The sequence below is a fragment of the Sorangium sp. So ce367 genome (genome assembly GCF_051520455.1).
GTDB lineage: Bacteria > Myxococcota_A > Polyangia > Polyangiales > Polyangiaceae > Sorangium > Sorangium cellulosum_B.
In genome coordinates this window covers 3,327,606-3,345,393 of record NZ_CP150334.1, presented here as the reverse complement: position 1 = coordinate 3,345,393, position 17,788 = coordinate 3,327,606, and the positions used below count along the sequence as shown (strand labels likewise).

Annotated in this window: 12 protein-coding genes; 5 read left to right on the top strand and 7 right to left on the bottom strand. The window is 70.7% G+C overall.

The window, feature by feature from the left end; translation table 11 throughout:
* Positions 1-255: 255 nt before the first annotated feature.
* Positions 256-1,236, top strand: a complete 981-nt coding sequence (locus WME97_RS13015) for a hypothetical protein (RefSeq protein ID WP_437552220.1) — start codon at positions 256-258, stop codon at positions 1,234-1,236.
* 109 nt (positions 1,237-1,345) lie between these two features.
* Here WME97_RS13015 and WME97_RS13010 read toward each other — a convergent pair whose 3' ends face one another.
* Positions 1,346-1,906, bottom strand: a complete 561-nt coding sequence (locus WME97_RS13010; RefSeq protein WP_437552219.1) for a dihydrofolate reductase family protein — start codon at positions 1,904-1,906, stop codon at positions 1,346-1,348.
* A gap of 98 nt (positions 1,907-2,004) precedes the next feature.
* Between WME97_RS13010 and WME97_RS13005 the strand changes: the two genes are divergently transcribed.
* Positions 2,005-2,664 (top strand): winged helix-turn-helix transcriptional regulator, encoded by a 660-nt coding sequence (locus tag WME97_RS13005; protein ID WP_437552218.1) that lies wholly within the window; start codon positions 2,005-2,007, stop codon positions 2,662-2,664.
* An 84-nt stretch (positions 2,665-2,748) separates the two neighbouring features.
* Here the strand turns inward: WME97_RS13005 and WME97_RS13000 are convergent, their stop codons facing one another.
* The 4 genes from WME97_RS13000 to glgX form a co-directional block, all read right to left on the bottom strand.
* The gene (locus WME97_RS13000) at positions 2,749-3,603 is read right to left on the bottom strand and encodes an alpha/beta fold hydrolase (protein ID WP_437552217.1); all 855 of its coding nucleotides are present in this window, start codon (positions 3,601-3,603) and stop codon (positions 2,749-2,751) included.
* A gap of 233 nt (positions 3,604-3,836) precedes the next feature.
* Positions 3,837-5,573: a GAF domain-containing protein gene (locus tag WME97_RS12995; protein ID WP_437552216.1), complete on the bottom strand. Its 1,737-nt coding sequence runs from the start codon at positions 5,571-5,573 to the stop codon at positions 3,837-3,839.
* A 114-nt stretch (positions 5,574-5,687) separates the two neighbouring features.
* Complete coding sequence (locus WME97_RS12990) at positions 5,688-7,250, bottom strand: serine/threonine-protein kinase (RefSeq protein ID WP_437552215.1); 1,563 nt, start codon at positions 7,248-7,250, stop codon at positions 5,688-5,690.
* 391 nt (positions 7,251-7,641) lie between these two features.
* Positions 7,642-9,981, bottom strand: a complete 2,340-nt coding sequence (glgX, locus tag WME97_RS12985) for a glycogen debranching protein GlgX (protein ID WP_437552214.1) — start codon at positions 9,979-9,981, stop codon at positions 7,642-7,644.
* Positions 9,982-10,284: 303 nt separating this feature from the next.
* On the opposite strand from glgX, the gene WME97_RS12980 reads away from it, so the two are divergent.
* A complete protein-coding gene (locus WME97_RS12980) occupies positions 10,285-11,937 on the top strand; it encodes a 4-alpha-glucanotransferase (protein WP_437552213.1) in 1,653 nt (550 codons plus the stop codon).
* A 230-nt stretch (positions 11,938-12,167) separates the two neighbouring features.
* Positions 12,168-13,472 (top strand): ammonium transporter, encoded by a 1,305-nt coding sequence (locus WME97_RS12975; protein ID WP_437555378.1) that lies wholly within the window; start codon positions 12,168-12,170, stop codon positions 13,470-13,472.
* A gap of 102 nt (positions 13,473-13,574) precedes the next feature.
* Here WME97_RS12975 and WME97_RS12970 read toward each other — a convergent pair whose 3' ends face one another.
* Both WME97_RS12970 and WME97_RS12965 read right to left on the bottom strand, forming a co-directional pair.
* Positions 13,575-14,276: a hypothetical protein gene (locus WME97_RS12970; RefSeq protein WP_437552212.1), complete on the bottom strand. Its 702-nt coding sequence runs from the start codon at positions 14,274-14,276 to the stop codon at positions 13,575-13,577.
* Positions 14,277-14,374: 98 nt separating this feature from the next.
* Positions 14,375-15,883, bottom strand: coding sequence for a hypothetical protein (locus tag WME97_RS12965; protein WP_437552211.1), 1,509 nt, complete (start codon positions 15,881-15,883; stop codon positions 14,375-14,377).
* A gap of 172 nt (positions 15,884-16,055) precedes the next feature.
* Here WME97_RS12965 and WME97_RS12960 point away from each other — a divergent pair, with 172 nt between their 5' ends.
* A complete protein-coding gene (locus WME97_RS12960) occupies positions 16,056-17,750 on the top strand; it encodes a recombinase family protein (RefSeq protein WP_437552210.1) in 1,695 nt (564 codons plus the stop codon).
* Positions 17,751-17,788: the final 38 nt, after the last annotated feature.

Below are 17,788 nucleotides of genomic sequence, written 5' to 3'. Positions count from 1 at the left end.
GAGCTCCGTCGCGCTCGATGTCCCGTCCGAGCGCACCTTCGAGCGCTGGTCCGACGCCACGTGCGGTATCCAGGGCGCAACGAACGGCGGCGACTCCACCCTCGACGAAGGCTGACGCCACAGCGGCGCTCCGTAGACTGGATTGCGGTCCATCCTGACAGGTGAGTTGATGTCGCGTCGCCTACCCTGGCGGGCATTGTGATGGCGCGATCGCCGCGAGTGTTCGCGACGATGCGCCGCCGCGAGGAGGCACCCATGCCCGCGAACCGTTCTCCGCTCGCCGCGATCGCGCTCCTGTCGCTGCTCGCGCTCCCTGCCTGCTCCGCCGACGATCCGCCTGTCCGCGCGGAGGATCCGCCCGCCGCTACCCCGCTCTCGCACGGCGATGCCTCCGGCGACGGTTGCCTGCGCTTCCCGCGAACGGTGGGCGGCCTGGACGCCGGCTTCGAGGCGCCGGAGAGCGCCTATTGGGACGAGGGGACGGACGCGTGGTACGTCGCCAACATGGCCGGCGTCCCTGACGAGATGCTCGAGAGGCCCAGGTTCAAGGACGGTCGCGGCTGGATCAGCAAGCTCGACCGGTGCGGCAACATCGTCGAGGCAAAATGGCTCTCGGGGATGAACGCGCCCAAGGGCATCCGCGTCGCGCAGGGCAAGCTTTACACCTCCGACATGGATGAGCTCTTGATCATCGATCTCGCCACCAAGGACGTGCGCAGGATCCCGGCGCTCGGCGCGATCTTCCTCAACGATCTCGCGCTCGCCGAGGATGGCACAGTCTATATAAGCGACAGCTTCACCCGCACCGTGTGGCGCTGCAAGGACGCTCGATGCGCTCCGTTCTTCTGGTCCCCGCTCCTCAACGTTCCAAACGGCCTGCTCGTGGACGGCGACAAGCTGGCCATCGTCACGCTCGGCACCTTCAGGGATCCCGCCTCGCTGGGCAAGGTCTGGATGCTCGATCTCGAGAGCAAGGACCTCACGCGGTTCGGGACGCTCGAGGCAAAGCTGGACGGCATCGAGCGATACGGCGAGGGATACCTCGTCTCGGTGAACGCGCCTCCGGCCATCTACTGGGTCACGCCGACGAGCTCGACCCTGGTGCGTGATTTCAGGGACGACGGCCTCACCGCCATCAACGACCTCGGGCTCGATCCGGCCCGGAGGGTGGTCGCGGCGCCGGCGTTCTTCCAGCATACGGTGACGTTGTTCCGGGTGCCGAGAAACCCTCGGTAGCGCTGAGGTCGGTCCGTCAGACGGATCCGAGCGACGATGTCCTCGCCTCGACGTGGATCCCGGAGACCGCAGCCAGCCCGCCGGCGCAGCGCGCCTCCGTCAGGCCCTGTCACGCCGTCGCTTCGTACCAGAGCACGACGTTCCCGTTGCTGAAGCTGCGCGTCTTCGTCAGCCGGAGGTTCGCCCGCTCCTTGACCCCCTCGAACAGCGTCCTTCCGCTGCCGAGGACGATCCCGTTCACCACGAGCTGGTACTCGTCGATCAGACGCGCGTCGGTCAGCTGGGCGACGATGCTGCCGCTCCCCATAATTACCATGTTCGGCCCGGGCTCCGCCTTCAGCTTGCGCACCTCCTCCGCGAGATCGCCCTTGATGAGCCGCGTGTTGTTCCACGACGCCCTGTCGAGGGTCCTCGAGAAGACGACCTTCGGCAGGCTGTTCATCCGCTCGGCGACGGCGGGAGCCCGCTCCAGCGCCGCGGGGGTGGGCCAGAAGCTCGCCATGAGCTCGTAGGTGACGCGGCCGAAGACGAGCTCGCCCCCGCCGCGCGCGTTCTCCGCAGCGAACGCGCCCCACTCCGCGTCCGCTTTGTGTGCCCAGCTCATGTCGCCGTGGCCGTCCGAGAAATAACCGTCCAGCGAGATCTGGTTGAAGACGGTGAGCTTGCGCATGCTGTTCCTCCTGATGTCCGCTTCTGCGTTAGTCCTATTTTAGGACCATTTTGTCCTCTTTCGCAAGTGCTGCGTAAGTGCGGTAGGATGTGGCCGCCATGACCGGTCTGAGAAGCTACGGGGATCCCTGCGGCATCGCGCGAGCGCTCGATCTCGTCGGCGAGCGGTGGGCGCTCCTCATCGTGCGTGAGCTCCTGCTCGGCCCGAAGCGGTTCACGGACCTCCGCGACGGCCTCGCCGGCGCGAGCCCCAACGTGCTGTCGCAGCGGCTCCGCGAGCTCGAGGGCGGCGGCGTCGTGCGGCGGCACAAGGTCGGCGCGCCGACCTACGAGCTCACGGACTGGGGCCGCGAGCTCCATCCGCTGCTCGTGCAGCTCGGCCGCTGGGGCGCGCGCTCGCCCGTCCGGCCCGCGGGCGCCCTGAGCGTCGATGCGCTGCTGATCGCGCTCGAGGCGACGTTCGTCGCGGGCGAGGCGGCTGACCTCCGCGCGACCTACGAGCTCCGGCTCGGCGAAGAGCGGTTCTCGATCGAGGTCGATCGCGCGACCATCACCCTCGCGCGGGGCGCTCCGCGCACGCCGGACGCCGTGATCGCGACCGACCCAGCCACGCTGCGGGCGGTCGTCTTCGGGGACCAGAAGCTCGCCGACGCGCCGGTCGAGCTCCAGGGCGACAGGCGGCTGGCTCGCACGTTCTTCCGCCTCTTCGCTCGGCCGCGGTCGACGCCGTCGACCCCGGGCCGCGCGCCCGCCGGATGACGGGTCGGCCGGACGATCACGGCGCGCCGGAGGACCCGGCGGAGATCGACGCGCGGGCGCCGCGGCGCTCTCCGCGGGCGTCGGTCACGACGTGCTGCGCACGAAGGCCGCGATGTGCTGGGCCGTGGCTTCCGGGTGCTCGTGGTGAGGCCCGTGGCCGGCCCGCGGGTAGGTCAAGAGCTGCACCGTCGGCAGCTGCTGGTTGAGCGCGTACCAGTTCTCGACCGGAAAGATGATGTCGTGATCCCCGCCGACATGCAGGATCGGCAGGTGGGTGACCTTCAAGGCCTCCAGCACGGCATCGGCGGGGAAGAGCGGGCTGTGCGGCCTGTCGCCGAGGTAGGCAGCGGCCCAGTCGACGGGGACGGGGACGCTGCGATCCTGCGTTCGCTGCGCGATGCGATCGACCGAGCGCCGCGCGGCCTCCCGACTCGCCTGGGACCGCGGCTCGAAGAACAGGATGATCTCCTCGTCCAGGCCGTACGAAGCAAGCACCGCCGTGTCGTAGAACAGCTGCTCTGCGGGCTTGACGTTCGGGCCGGGCGGCGAGGTGCCGATCAGGACAGCGTGGCTGAGCCGCTCCGGAAACATGGCCACCGCGACCTGGGCAGCCAGCCCGCCGAGCGACCAGCCGCCGATCACCACGTCCTTCAAGTCCAGCGCCTCGATCAGGTCCATCGCGTCCCTGGCGAGCGAGGGAGGGGCGTAGCTCCTCTCGCCCGTCGAGAGGCCGAGGCCGCTGTAATCGAACGTGATCACCCGGAAGCCGTGGGCCGCCAGGGCGTCGAGGAAGGCGGGATCCCAGACATCCATGTTGCCGCGGAAGCGCGTGCACAGCACGATCGGCTTTCCCATTCCCACGGAGCGATAGGCGATTTTCCGGCCGCTCGACTCGACAAACTGGTTGGGCACGGTGACGGCGCTGGAGATTGCATTCATGGCACGGCTCCTTGACATTGGTCCTCGGAGCGGACGATGTACTGCGACACGGCCGGCGCAGAGAACCCGACCAAGGTCGGGTGTCGAGGTCAGGCCCCGTTGCTTGGCTCGCGCGGGCGGCGCGGCGGGCGCGGACCGCCCTCCGCCAGGCGAGCGCCTCACGGATCGCGCGAATCAGCTCCTCGGCGCGGAACGTCTCGGTGAGGAGCTCGAGACCACGGACGCCTCCGCGATCACGGCGCCACCTCGATCGCGAACTGGAACGTCACCCCGAATGTCTCGTTTTCGCTCGCCCACAGCTTGCCGCCGTGACGCTCGATGATCGAGCGGCTGATCGACAGGCCCATGCCGAGGCCGTTCTCCTTGGTGGTGTAGAACGCGTCGAACAGGCGCGCCCTGTCGTTCCCGCCGCCGAACCCGACGCCGGCGTCCTCGACCGCGACGTGCACGAAGGACCCGCTCGATCGCCGCTCGACGAGCGAGCTTACCACCACGCGGCGCCGCGCCGGCGGCACGTCCTTCGAGGCCTCGCCCGCGTTGAGCAGCAGGTTCAGGACCACCTGCTGTAGCAGCACGGGATCTCCCGGCACGTGCGGCAGATCGTGGAGCAGCGCCTGCCGGACGGAGATGCCGTGACGCCCGAGCTCCGGGGCCACGAGCGGGACTACCCCGCGGATGACGTCGTTGAGGTTGCACAGGCGGTGATGGGGCGCCGATCGTGACAGCAGCGAGCGGATCCGCAGGAGCACCTGGCCTGCGCGCTCGCCGTCGCCGACGATCGCGTTGAGCGACGCGCGCACGTTCCCGAGGTCGGGCGGATCGGCCGCGAGCCAGTTCAGCGCGGCGTTCGCGTCCGCGACGATCGCCGCGAGCGGCTGGTTCACCTCGTGGGCGATGGAGGCCGCGAGCTCCCCGAGGGTCGTGACGCGCGTGACGTGCATGAGGGCCGCCTGCGCTTGCTGCAGCTCGTCGGCCGCGCGCCTGCTCGCCGTGATGTCCGTCGCGGCGCCGACGAGCTCGATCCTTCCGGAGGCGGCGACGCGCGTCCCGCCGAGGACGCGGACCAGCTTCACCGACCCGTCGTCCATGACGAGGCGGTGCTCGTGGTCGAACGTGGCGCCGTCGCGCAGCGCCTGCCGCACGATGTCCGCGACCCGCTCGCGGTCGCCCGGGTGGATGCGGCTGGCCAGCTGCGCCAGCGTGGGTCGGGGCTTCCGGGGGAAGCCGACGATCTCGCAGGCGCCGTCGGACAGCGTGAACTCCCGGGTCTCGATGTCATAACCGAAGCTCCCGGTGCGGCTGAGGCGCTCTGCCTCGGCGCGGTAGGCCTCGCTGCGCCGGAGCGCCTCCTCCGCCTGGCTGCGCTCGATCGCGATGCTCGTCACGTGCGCGCACCGCTCGAGCAGCTCGAGGTCGGCCGTCGTCGGCGTCCGCGGCTCCGTCGCGTAGATGCCGAACGCGCCGAGCGCCCGGCCGTCGGACGACAGCATGGGCACCGACCAGCAGGCGCGAAGGCCGTGAGCCAGCGCCTGCGCCCGGAAGAGAGCCCCGAGCGGATCCGCCTCGATGTCGGCGATGACCACCCGCTCCCGCCGCCACACCGCCGTGCCGCACGAGAACGCTTCGGGGCCGATCGCGGCGCCGTCGATGGCCTCGGTGTAGCTCCGCGGCAAGGTCACCGCCGCGGCGTGCCGCAATGTCCGCCCGTCCTCGTCGAGCAGGAGGATCGAGGCATGCAGGCCGCTCTCGGTGCCTTCCACGAGACGGACGACGCCCTCGAGGATGGCGGACGTCGGTTCGCCGCGGGCGAGCATCTCCAGGAGGCGCTGCTCGCCGGCGATCCGCGCCTGGGCCCGCTCTTGCTCCTCGCCGTCGCTCTCGAGGCCCCGCGACGCCCCAGGGGCGCCGCGGTCGTCGGGATCCCCATCGGCGCGCAGGATGGCTTCGGGAGGACGCGACGGGAGGCTCATATCCGGCGCGGACTATACCGCGCCTCGCCCCCCAGGAGCCGCGGGCAAAGGCTTCCTTCAGGGGCCCTGGCCGCTGGACTCGCGTGGCAAACGATCTGTTGCGCGCATCGACGCTCAGAAGATCGCGCTCTTCTGTGTGCCAGCGTCTCGCTTTCGCGCGGGCGCTTTGCCTGTGCTCGCCGGCGCGCCGGGCGCACGAACGGTGCGCGCCGCGGCTGGCCGCAGCGCGGGCGCCGGAGGCGTCGAGACGGCGCGCGCCGCGGCTGACGGCAGCGTGGACGCCGGAGGCGTCGGGGCGGGGCGCGCCGCGGCTGGCAGCGGCGCGGGCTCCGGAGGCTGCGGGACGGGGGGCGGCGCCGTCGCGGGCCCGGCCGCGGGAACCGTCGAGGTCGCGCCCGCCTGGGGCGCCGCGGGCGCCTGCGCCACGAGAGCGCCGCGGGCGGCGGAGAGCACCTCGCCGCTCATCACCCGCAGCTCGGCGGTGGCCTCCAGGCGCTGCGAGGACAGCGCGGTGGTGAGCAGGAGCCCCAGCCCGAGCGCCACGACGAGGCCAGCCGCCGCGAGGTGCAACCCGGTCCGCCGCGCCGGCGCGGCGGGCGCCGGCGCGATCGGCGCAGCCGAAGGGCCGACCGCGGCCACGAAGGCGGAGATCATCGGCTCGATCGAGGGGAACCGCTCCCCCGGATCCAGCGCGAAGGCGCGCGCGAACCACGTCTCCAGCTCCGGCGGCGCGCCGGGGCACAGCGTCGACAGCGGGGGGCGCGCGCTCCCCAGGATGGAGGCGAGCACATCGGCGATGGTGCGGCCGGCGAACGGCTGCTCGCCGGTGAGCGCCACGTGCGCGACCACCGCGAGGGCCCACATGTCGAGCTGCGGGTCCGCGTGCCCGTCGCACGTGTGCTCCGGGCTGAGGTAGCCCGGCGTGCCCAGCACCACGCCCTCCGCGGTCTGGCGGGGGAAATCGGCCGCCAGATCCTGGCGGATCCACTTGGCGATCCCGAAGTCGGCGACCTTGGCGCGCAGGCGCCCGTCGCGCCCCTCGCGGAGCAGGATGTTCGACGGCTTGATGTCGCGGTGCACGATCCCGAGGCCGTGCGCCACCGAGAGGGCCTCTCCGATCTGACGGAGGAGCGCGGCCAGCTCGGGCGCGGGCACCGGCCCTCGCTCGTGGATCAGCTGCCGGAGGGACCGGCCGCGCACGTACTCCATGACGAGGTACGGGCCCGCCTCGGAATCCTCACCGGCGTCGTGCACCGTGACGATGAAATCGGTCTTCCGCCCGAGCTGGGCCGCGACCTGCGCCTCGAAGCGGAAGCGCTCCATCGCGTCGATGGCCAGGTTCTGGCGCGGGAGCACGAGGAACTTGAGCGCGACATCGAAGCGCCGGACGCTGTCGTGCGCGCACCACACCTCGCCCATCGCGCCCTGGCCGAGCGGGTGCACGAGCCGGTACCGCCCGGCCACGACGCGGCCCGGAAGGAGCGCGCAGCGCGCCTCGTCCCGCCTTGCGCCGCTCGGAGGAGGAAGACCGAGCGGCCCAGGCTGTCCGCCCAGCGTGGTGGCGTCGCGCGCGGCGTCTCTCGCCGAGGAATCCGGCGGTCGACCCAGGGAGGGCGGCTGCAACACGCCGGTGATCTTCGTGCCGCCGCCGTTCCCCGGACCGGTCGATGCGTCCATGGGACAACGACCTGAGGAGAGAGGCGACGACATGATCTCAGCGTATCGCGAATGCGGATGCCTTTGAACGGCGAACCCCCGCCCTCCTCGCGCACGTGCACGTGAAGGCCCACGCGGCAGCGTGGCGAGGCGCAGCGGTGCTGTACTTGTTGATGGTTGGCGCCGAGGGTGATGGCTACCGGACGCCGCGCGCCGCGCCGAAGCAGCAGCGCCCCTTCATGCACCCCGGTCCGCCGCCGATGTGCGCGTCCGGGCCGCGACACGACATCGGTTGCACCGCACGACACCGGTCGCGCGGCATGGGTTCGCGTGGCGAGAACGGGTTCGAACAGCGCTTCACGGGCGACATCAACCCATCGCCGTCCGAGAGAGAGAGCGCGCGTCGGGACGACTACGCCCGCTGCGCCTTCACCCGCTTGACCTTCTTCTTCTCCTTGCGCTCCAGGAGCCGCAGCACCGCCACGGACCGGTCGACGAGCAGGTAGCGCTCTCCCCCTGCCCTCGCGGGCACCGTGCGCGCCGGCTCCCCGGCGGTGCGGGTGTCGATGAGCACCTCCCACCGCTCGCCGAACTCGATCGCGGGCAGCACGAACTCCAGCGGCGAGTGGTTCGCGTTGATGAGCACGAGCAGCGTGTCGCCGGAGATCGGCTCGGCGCGCGGACCGAGCGCCGAGAGGGCGTCGCCCCCGAGCAGGTAGCCGACCGCCCGGGCGTTCGGGTGGGTCCAGTCCTCCGGCGTCATCTCGGCGCCGTCGGGGCGGAACCACACGATGTCCTTGAGCCCGCTCCCGTGCACGTAACCGCCCGAGAAGAACATCCGCCGGCGCAGCACGGGCTGGCTGCGGCGCAGGGCGATGAGGCGGCAGGTGAACTCGAAGAGCTGCTTCCGCCGCTCGTCGAGGTCCCAGTCGTGCCAGGAGAGCTCGTTGTCCTGGCAGTAGGCGTTGTTGTTGCCGAGCTGCGTCTTTCCGATCTCGTCGCCGGCGTTGATCATCGGCACGCCCTGCGAGAGGAGGAGCGTCGCGAGGAGGTTGCGCTTCTGGCGCTCGCGCAGCTCGACGACCGCGGGGTCGCAGGAGGGGCCCTCGACGCCGTGGTTGTAGCTGTGGTTGTTGTTCGTACCGTCCCGGTTGCCCTCGCCGTTCGCCTCGTTGTGCTTCTCGTTGTACGAGACGAGATCGTTCAGCGTGAAGCCGTCGTGCGCCGTCACGAAGTTGATGCTCGCGTAAGGGCGGCGCCCGCTGGACGCGTACAGATCGCTCGACCCGGTGAGCCGATAACCGAGGTCGGCCGCCAGCAGATCCCCCTTCCAGAAGCGGCGCACCGAGTCGCGGTAACGATCGTTCCACTCCGTCCAGAGGACCGGAAAGTTGCCGACCTGATAGCCGCCCTCGCCCACGTCCCACGGCTCGGAGATGAGCTTCGTGCGCGAGAGGACGGGATCCTGATGGATGATGTCGAAGAACGAGCTCAGGCGGTCGAAGTCATGGTGACCGCGGGCGAGGGCCGACGCGAGATCGAAGCGGAAGCCGTCGACGTGCATCTCGGTCACCCAGTACCGCAGGCTGTCCATCACCAGCTGGAGCGTCTGGTAATGGCGCGTGTTCACCGTGTTCCCGCAGCCCGTGAAGTCCATGTAGTAGCGCGGGTTGTGCGGCACGAGCCGGTAGTAGGTCCAGTTGTCGATCCCCTTCAGGGAGAGCGTCGGGCCGAGGTGATTCCCCTCCGCCGTGTGGTTGTACACGACGTCGAGGATCACCTCGATGCCGGCGGCGTGGAGCGCCTTCACCATCGCCTTGAACTCGGTCACCTGCTGGCCGAGCCGCCCGCTCGACGAGTAGCGGCCCGCGGGCGCGAGGTACGCGAGCGTGTTGTAACCCCAGTAGTTGACGAGGCCGCGCTCCCAGATCTCGCGCTCGCTCGCCATCTCGTGCACGGGGAGCAGCTCGATCGCCGTCACGCCGAGCTTCTTGAAGTGGGCGATCGCCGCCTCGGAGGCGAGCCCGGCGTAGGTGCCGCGCAGCTCCTTCGGGATGCCCGGGTGCCGCTGGGTGAAGCCCTTGACGTGGACCTCGTAGATGATCGTGTCCTGCCAGCGCGTCGCCGGCGGCCGGTCGCCGTCCCACGCGAAGCGGTGGTCGACGACGACGGACTTCGGCGCGCCCCAGGCGCTGTCGCGGTGGCAGATCTCCAGGTCGTCGAGCGGGGCCGGCGGGGGCGGCGGCGTGGAGTCCTTCCCGCGCGCCTCGGCGGCGCGGCGATCGCTCGCCGTCTTGCCGCCGCGCCCGCCCTCGCCCTTCTCGGGCGCCGCGCCGTCCCGGCCCGCCTCCTTGGGCCGGCCAGGGCCGCCCTCGCCGCGCTCGGGGTGCCCCCCGCGGTCGTAGGCGAAGAGCGGCGCCTTCCAGTTCGGCTCGCTGGAGAGCGCGTACGCGTAGGGATCGACGAGGAGCTTCGCCGGGTTGAAGCGCTGCCCGGAGCGCGGGTCGTAGGGCCCGTGCACCCGGTAGCCATAGAGCTGGCCGGGCTTGAGCCCCGGCACGTAGCCATGGAAGACGTGGGCCGTCCGCTCGGGGAGCTCGATGCGCTCGCGCTCCACGACGTCGTCGACGGCCTCGAAGAGGCAGAGCTCGACCTTGGTGGCGGACTGGGAGAAGAGCGTGAAGTTGACCCCCTCGCCGTCAAAGACGGCGCCGAGTGGGGTGGGCGTGCCGGGCCATATGCGTCTGGTCATCTGAAAAACCTGTGAAGCCGCCCTATTCGCGAGATCGGCGCCGCTGTCGAGACACAAGCGCGCGCGGCTTGATTTTTCGGTCGCCGCCCCCGGGATCGCCCGCCCCCCGGCCGCACGGCGGGCCCGCCCCCGCGCCGCGCGCGACGTCGCGGCCCTCCTCGCGAGCTCGGCAGCGGCCGCGGTCTCGACGGCCTCGACGGCGGCGCGGCGGCGCTACCGCACGGTCGAAGAAGGAGCATCCAGGGCGGCGCGACCCGGGATAGACTTCGCCCCCGAACGCCTGGAGCCAAGCGAAAAACGCCCATGTCTTCCCCCTCTGCTGAAAATCAGTCCCAGAGCTCACCGTCCCCTTCCGGTCCCCGTTCCGCCGCGCGCCGCCGCATCGCCGGCGTCACGGTGCCGCTCTTCTCCCTGCGCAGCGATCGCTCGTGGGGCATCGGCGAGATCGGCGATCTCCCCGAGTTCGCCGCGTGGATGCGCGCCGCTGGCCTGCGCCTCGTGCAGCTCTTGCCGCTCGGCGAGGTGTCGGGGGGCGAGACGTCGCCGTACATGGCGCTCTCCGCGTTCGGGATCGATCCGATGTTCATCTCGCTGTCCGCCGTGCCCGAGCTCCCGGCCGAGCGCCTCGGCGAGGCGCTCGGCGACGACCTCGGGGCACTCGATCGCGCGCGGAGCAGCGCGCGCGTCGACTACGATCTCGTGCGCCGCGTGAAGGGTCGGGCGCTCCGCTTCGCCTTCGACGTGTTCGAGCGCGAGCACCACGCGAAGCAGACGCCGCGCGCGGCCGAGCTCGGCGAGTTCGTGAAGCGGCAGTCGGACTGGCTGCCCGACTACGCGCAGTTCCGCGCGTTCAAGGACGCCTTCGAGGGCAGGGCGTGGTGGGACTGGCCCGAGGCGATCCGCGAGCGCAGGCCGGAGGCGCTCGAGGCGCTGCGGCGCGAGCGCGCGCGGGACATCCTCTATTACGAGTACGTCCAGTGGCTCGCGCACGCGCAGTGGGAGGCGGCGCGCGCGGATCTCCGGGGTAAGGGCGTGGAGATCATGGGGGATCTCCCGTTCATGGTGTCGCGCGACAGCGCCGACGTGTGGGCGCACCAGGGCGAGTTCCGGCACGACATGACGGTCGGCGCGCCGCCCGACCAGTTCGACACCGAGGGGCAGCGGTGGGGGCTCCCGCCGTATTTCTGGGCCCGGATGCGCGAGAACGACTTCGCGTGGCTCAGGCGCCGCTGCCGCTACACGGGGCTGCTCTACGACCGGTTCCGCATCGATCACCTGGTCGGCTTCTACCGGACGTACATCTTCCCGGAGCAAGGGCAGACGCCCCCTGGGGGGGAGCGGCCCAGGGCGACCTTCGATCCCGCGGAGGAGGCGGAGCAGCGCGACCACGGCGATCGGGTCGTGCGGGCGATGCTGGCGGGGGCGGCGGAGACCGGGGCGCAGCTCGTGGCGGAGGATCTCGGCGCGGTGCCGGGGTGGGTCCGGGAGTCGCTCTCGGAGCTCGGGGTGCCTGGCTACAAGGTGCTGATCTGGGAGAAGAACGACGTCGTGTTCCGCGATCCGGCGGAGTATCCGGCGCTCTCGGTGGCCTGCTTCGGGACGCACGACACCGACTCCGTGGTGGTGTGGTGGGAGTCGCGGGACGACCGGGAGCGCGCAGGGGTCCTCGAGCTGCCGCAGCTCGCGCCGCGCCGGCAGGAGCTCGGCCCGCAGTTCACGAAGGAGACCCACCGCGCGCTGCTCGACCTGATCCTCGGCTCGACGAGCGAGCTCGTGCTGCTGCTCCTCCAGGACGTGCTCGCCACGCGCGACCGGATCAACGTCCCGGGGACGGTGGGGCCGCAGAACTGGTCGCTCCGACTGCCGGCGCCGCCGTCTGCGCTCGATCGCGATCCCGAGGTGCGGGCCGCGCTCGATCGCGTGCGCGAGAGCATCGAGTCCAGCGGGCGCGGATAACGCGTCATCTCCCGCCGTCTCACGCCCCCTCGGCCCCACCGGCGATATAGTCTCACTGCAAATCCATCGACCCGCTGTAGGAGCGAGTCCCCCGGCGCGCTGACCGCGGAGGCGCCCACGCGCTGACTCGCTGCGTCGTCGCGGTATGTTTCGTGCTGTCGCGAAGTATATGCCGACGAAACATTCCGGAAAACTGCGTTCTCTTAGTGTCGCCGTCGAGGAGGCCACCAGTGAACGAAATCAACGCCTCGGACACCACCTGGCTCCTGGTCTCGTCGGCAATGGTTCTGCTGATGACGCCAGCGCTGGCCCTGTTTTACGGGGGCATGGTCCGAACGAAGAACACGCTCAGCACATTCATGCACAGCTTTTTCGCCATGGGTATCGTGACCCTGGCGTGGGTGACGCTCGGGTACTCGATGGCGTTCGCCGAATCCAAGGGCGGGTTCATTGGCGGCTTCGACTACGCGTTCCTGAACAACGTTGGCACCGAGCCGCGCGTCGGGACGACGGTGCCTCACCTCCTGTTCATGGCGTTCCAGATGATGTTCGCCATCATCACGCCGGCGCTGATCTCGGGCGCCTATGCGGAGCGCATCAAGTTCTCGTCGTATGTGGTGTTCACGCTGCTCTGGTCGCTCCTTGTCTACAGCCCGATCTGCCACTGGGTCTGGAACCCGGGCGGGTGGCTCCTTGCGCGCGGCGCGCTCGACTTCGCCGGCGGCACCGTCGTTCACCTGGCCTCGGGCGCGAGCGCGCTGGTGATGGCGATCATGCTCGGCAAGCGCAAGGGTTACCCGACGCGCAAGATCGTGCCGCACAACCTCACCATGACGCTGCTCGGCGCCGGACTCCTGTGGTTCGGCTGGTTCGGCTTCAACGGCGGCTCCTCGCTCGCGGCGAACGGGCTCGCCTCGGTGGCGTTCGTGAACACGCACATCGCCGCGGCGATCGCGGCGCTCGCGTGGGCCCTGATCGAGGCCGTGCGCTTCGGCAAGCCGTCGCTCCTCGGCGTGGCGTCGGGGCTCGTCGCGGGCCTCGTCGCCATCACCCCGGCGGCGGGCTTCGTCGGCCCGATGGCGTCTGTCGCGATCGGGCTCGCGGCGGGCGCTGTGTGTTACGGCGCCGTGATGCTGAAGGGCAAGCTGGGTTATGACGACAGCCTGGACGCGTTCGGCATCCACGGCGTGGGCGGGCTGCTCGGCGCGCTGCTCACCGGCGTGTTCGCCTCCAAGGTGTGGAATTCGGCCGGCCAGGACGGCCTGATCAAGGGCAACTCGGCGCTTCTCACCGAGCAGGCGATCGCGGCCGCCGTCGCGGCGGCTTACGCGGCGGTGGTCACCTTCGTGCTCGTGAAGGGCATCAGCGCGGTGATGGGCTTCCGGGTCGACGAGGAGATCGAGGACGAGGGTCTCGACGTCGCCCTCCACGGCGAAGAGGCCTACTCGCTCGGCGAGGGCGGCGCGCATGCCGTCGAGAGCGAGCCCCCGGCCAGGCCGGCGCCGGCGCCTGTGCTCGCGCGCGAAGGCGCCTGATCCAGCGCAGCGAAGGCTCGTTTGCGGAGGCCGTCTGGCGGGTGCCAGGCGGCCTTCGCCGTTTTGTCCCCTTGGCCCCCTGCCCTTGCCGGCAGGGAGCGGTCACCTGCACGTGAAGGCGGGCTCGCCGGTCTCCTCGCAGCCGTTCTCGCACGTGACCTTGGCGCACCCGCAGCGGCGCAGCCCTCCGCGGTCGCCGTCGGCGCGCCGACCGCAGTCCTCGCTCAACGTGCGGCACTCGTCCTGACAGCGCTCCTTCTGGGCGGGCGACGGCGCGCAATCGACGACCGCTGCGCCGCCGGAGGAGCCCGCGCCGCTGCACAGCTCGACGGACGCGACCTGCTCCAGCAGCGGGATGATCCCCCCGATCATGCATTGAGCGTGCGGCTCGCAGACGTGGTCCCGCAGCACCGCCAGCACGCGGACGCGCTGCCCGGTCAGCGCGCGCCACTCGGGGCCGAGCCAGCGCTCGGCGTCCTCGCTCGACATCATCCTCCCGGCGATGAGGGGCTGCGAGCCCTTCGTCAGCTCCAGCGTACCGACCCAGCGCTCGCGCGCCGGCGCGTCGCCAGATGGCGCCCCCGCTGTCGGCGGAGACGCCGGCGGCGTGCCAGCAGGCGCGGCGCTCGCGGCGGGCGCCGGAGCCGCCCGCGCCGTCGAGGCGACCCGCGCCGCCGGCGCCGTCGAGGAGGGCGCGCTCTCCGCGCAGCCCATCGCCCAGGCGCAGCACGCGCCGGCCAGCGCCCGCAAGCCCGCTGAGACGGGGTGGAGCCGCGGGGAGCGCACCGAGTTCGTGGAAGGCACAGGACATTTTTACCATACGCCGGCGTGCCTGCGCGCCAGGGCGCGGCGGTCCGGCGGAGCGGGCCGCCTGCCGGCCGATGCTTGGCGCCCGCGGCGCGTCAGCTCGCGGCGCGCAGCCACTGCCGGGAGAGATCGAGCACGCGCGCGTTCTCGGGGATGTCGAGGAAGCTCGGGCGGTGCGCCGCTGGCAGCGCCTCTGCCCGCGCGAGAAGCCGCTCGCGCGCGCCGGCGATGACCGCGGACGCGCGCTCCCGATCGCCCGCCGCGTGAAGCGCCTCCGCGTGGACGAGCTCGGCCAGCGTGCTCTTGTACCCCGGCGCGCTCCAGCGCTCGTGGGCCGACGCGGCCTCCCGCGCCGTGGCGAGCGCGTCCGCGGCGCGGCCCGCGGCGAGCAGGATCGAGGACAGCAGCGCCTTCGCCCCCACCTGCTCCAGCGGGAACGACGCGAGGAGCTCGATCGCGGCCAGCGCCTCGCGCTCCGCGGCCTCGAGGTCTCCCTCGCGGCGGAGCAGGCTCGCGAGCGCCCAGCGCGCGAACCCTTGCTGCAGCGGGGTGCGCCGCTCGAGCCCCACCCCCAGCATCCTCCCCGTCTCGGCGCGCGCGCGGTCGAGCGCGCCGAGATCGATCTGCACCTCGATGCACAGGAACGTCCGGAGCCACGAGACCGGCCCGAGCTCTTCCCCCGCGGGCATCGTCTCGCCGAGCTCGCGCTCCGCCCGCCGGAGATCGCCGAGCAGCAGGGCGTTCATCCCGATCGCCACCTGCCCGACGATCGAGCCGCGCCAGTACCCCGCCTGCACGAAGCTCGCGCGCGCCGCCTCGGCCATGCACAGGCCCGTCCACAGATCCCCGTCCCTCCACGCTTCGTGGAACGCCAGCGCGGTCTGCAGCCACCCGCGCGCGACGGGGTCCCGCTCCGCGACCGGCTCGGTCACCTCGCGCACCCGCCTGGTCAGCGCGTCGGCGAGCCTGAACTCGCCCAGCTGCGCCGCGTAGTAGCTCCCGGCCGCGAGCGCGAACGCCGCCGAGGCGACCCCCTCCGGGGAGAGCTCGACCGCCTGCAGCGTGCGCACCGTCGTCATGAGCTCGTCGAGCCTGCCGAGGTGGATGTCCGCGGTCATCTTCGCGGGCACCGTCCTCACCCAGGGCATGCTCCCTGGCGTCAGGAGGCGCTGCGCCTCGTCGAGGTACAGGAAGGCCTGGTCCCATTCGCTGCGCCACGCGTGGACCTCCGAGAGCACGCCGAGCAAGCTGAGGTGCACCGCGTCCGGTGCGCCGCACTCGAGCCCTCGCCGGGCGCGCGCGATCGCCGCGTCCGGATCGCTCCCCCGGAGCGCCTGCTCGGCGGCGCGCAGGTAGAAGCTCCCGGCGCGCGGAAGGTCCAGCCCGCGCTCGAGGTGCTCGGCGAGCATCGCGGGATCGCTCGCGCCTCGCTCCTCCAGGAAGGCGGCCGCGAGCCGGTGCCCGAGGACGCGATCCGTCTCGGTGAGCATCTCGTAGGCCCCCTCCCGCAGGAGCGCGTGGCGGAACATGAACTCCTCGTCCCCCGGAAAGCGGCTCTCCTTGCGGCGGACGATCACCTCCCCGTCGACCAGCTCCGCGAGCACGTCGTGCGGCGAGACCCACGGCGCCGCGCTCCCGAGGAGGGCGCCGACGCCGCCGCGCCAGAGTAGCGGAACTTTTAGTACACGCAGAGGAGGCCGAAATTCCGGCCAAAACCGGCGATTTGCTCAGCCGGGCGGGCTGGAGCATGATCAACCTTTCGGACAGGTGAAACAAATGAAAGACGCAACCCCCAACGCCGCGATCCGGCGGACGCTCGGCTACCCGCGCGTCAGCACGAGGGAGCAGGAGATCGCAGGCGTCTCCCTGGACGCCCAGGCCGAGAGGATCGGCAACTACTGCCGGCTCCATTCGCTGCCGGCGCCGATCCTGTTCCCGGAGGTAGAGAGCGGCGGCGAGGAGAACGAGGTGAACCGGAAGAAGGTCGCCGCGCTCCTGGCGGACGTCCGCCGGGGCGACATGGTCGTCGTGACGGACATCGACCGCTTCGGGCGTGACGTGGTCTTCATTGTCAAAAACGTTCGGCAGATCATGCGCAAGGGCGCCGTGTTCGTCGCCATTGACAAGGGGTTCGATTCGCGCTCGCCGATGGCAGAGGACACGCTCGCCAACTGGGCGGTCGGGGCGGAGCAGGAGCGCCGTCGGATCAAGGAGCGGACCGAAGGGGGGCGGAAGCACCTGCGCGCACAAGGGCACTTCGTCGAAGGGCATCCGCCGTTCGGCTACGAACGCCAGCCGAAGCCCAAAGGGACGAAGACGCCGCTTCCCCTCCGCGTGGTTCCAGAGCACGCCGCGGTGGTGCGTCGCATGTTCGCGCTCTGCCTCGAAGGCCATAGCGTGTTCGCGACCGCCAAGCGGCTCCGCCAGGAGTACGGCAGCATCAAGGCGTTCGGGCGCGCCTGGGTTCTTACCGCGCTGCGCAACCGAACCTACACGGGCCGTGTCGCAAAGACCAGCGTGCGGCCGAGCGCCACGCGCGGCGTCGTGCAACTTCCGGCCGAGTGGATCTCTGCACATGAGGCGATCATCGACGATGAGACATTCAACAACGCTCAGCTTGCGCTGAGAGGCCGGCGCCGCGGGAGGAAACCCCAGGACGCGTCTGCGACAGCCAACCACCTGCTTCGCGGCTTCTGCCGTTGCGCGGAATGCGGCGGTAGCGTCGCTGCCCGTCCGGTGGACCGCAACGGGCGACACAAGGTGGGCTACTACGTCTGCCGTGGCCATGTGGAGCAGAAGGAGAAAGGCGTCCGGTGCAAGCTCAGCGCGTGGGTTCGCCAGCCGGACGCGGACGCCGCCGCAAGCGAGCAATTCTTGACGTTTGCTCGCTCGCTCCTCACTTCGCTAACGAGACCGCCGCGTCAGATCGAGAAGCCAGACTTTGCCGCCCAGCGCCGCGAGATCAAGATGTCGCGACAGCGAGTGGTGGAATTTGTCGCAAAGGGTCTCTTCACCGTCGACGACGTGAAGATGGAACTGAATCGCCTCGACGACGCGCTTGCAGCGATCGAGGCGAAGGAAGCCGAGTTCAAGGAAACGGCAGGCAACGATACCGTCGAGACTCGAAAGCACGCACATGCCTACGTTCAACAGATAGTCGACGAGTGGAATGTTTTGCCACTAGACATCCAGCGAGCACTAATCCGCTCGTTCTCCTCGAAGGTCGAGGCGACGAAGGACAGGCAGATCAGAACCACATGGCGCGATCCATCGCAGATATCAGCGGCGCATGGAGCACAGGAACTGCCAGCTCTCCGCCCTGCGCCTAACGTCGCTGCGCTGCCCGCCCCCTCGTCCATCGCCCAGCTCTCCCCGAACGTCGCTGCGCTCCCAGCGCCGTCGATGTCGGCGCGTGACTATCTCGGCACGATGGAAGGTGCTTCGGCTCCGGTCAAGCGTTCGCAGAGCTGACTACCGGACTCCGCATCCTCCGCGCGAACGGTGATGAC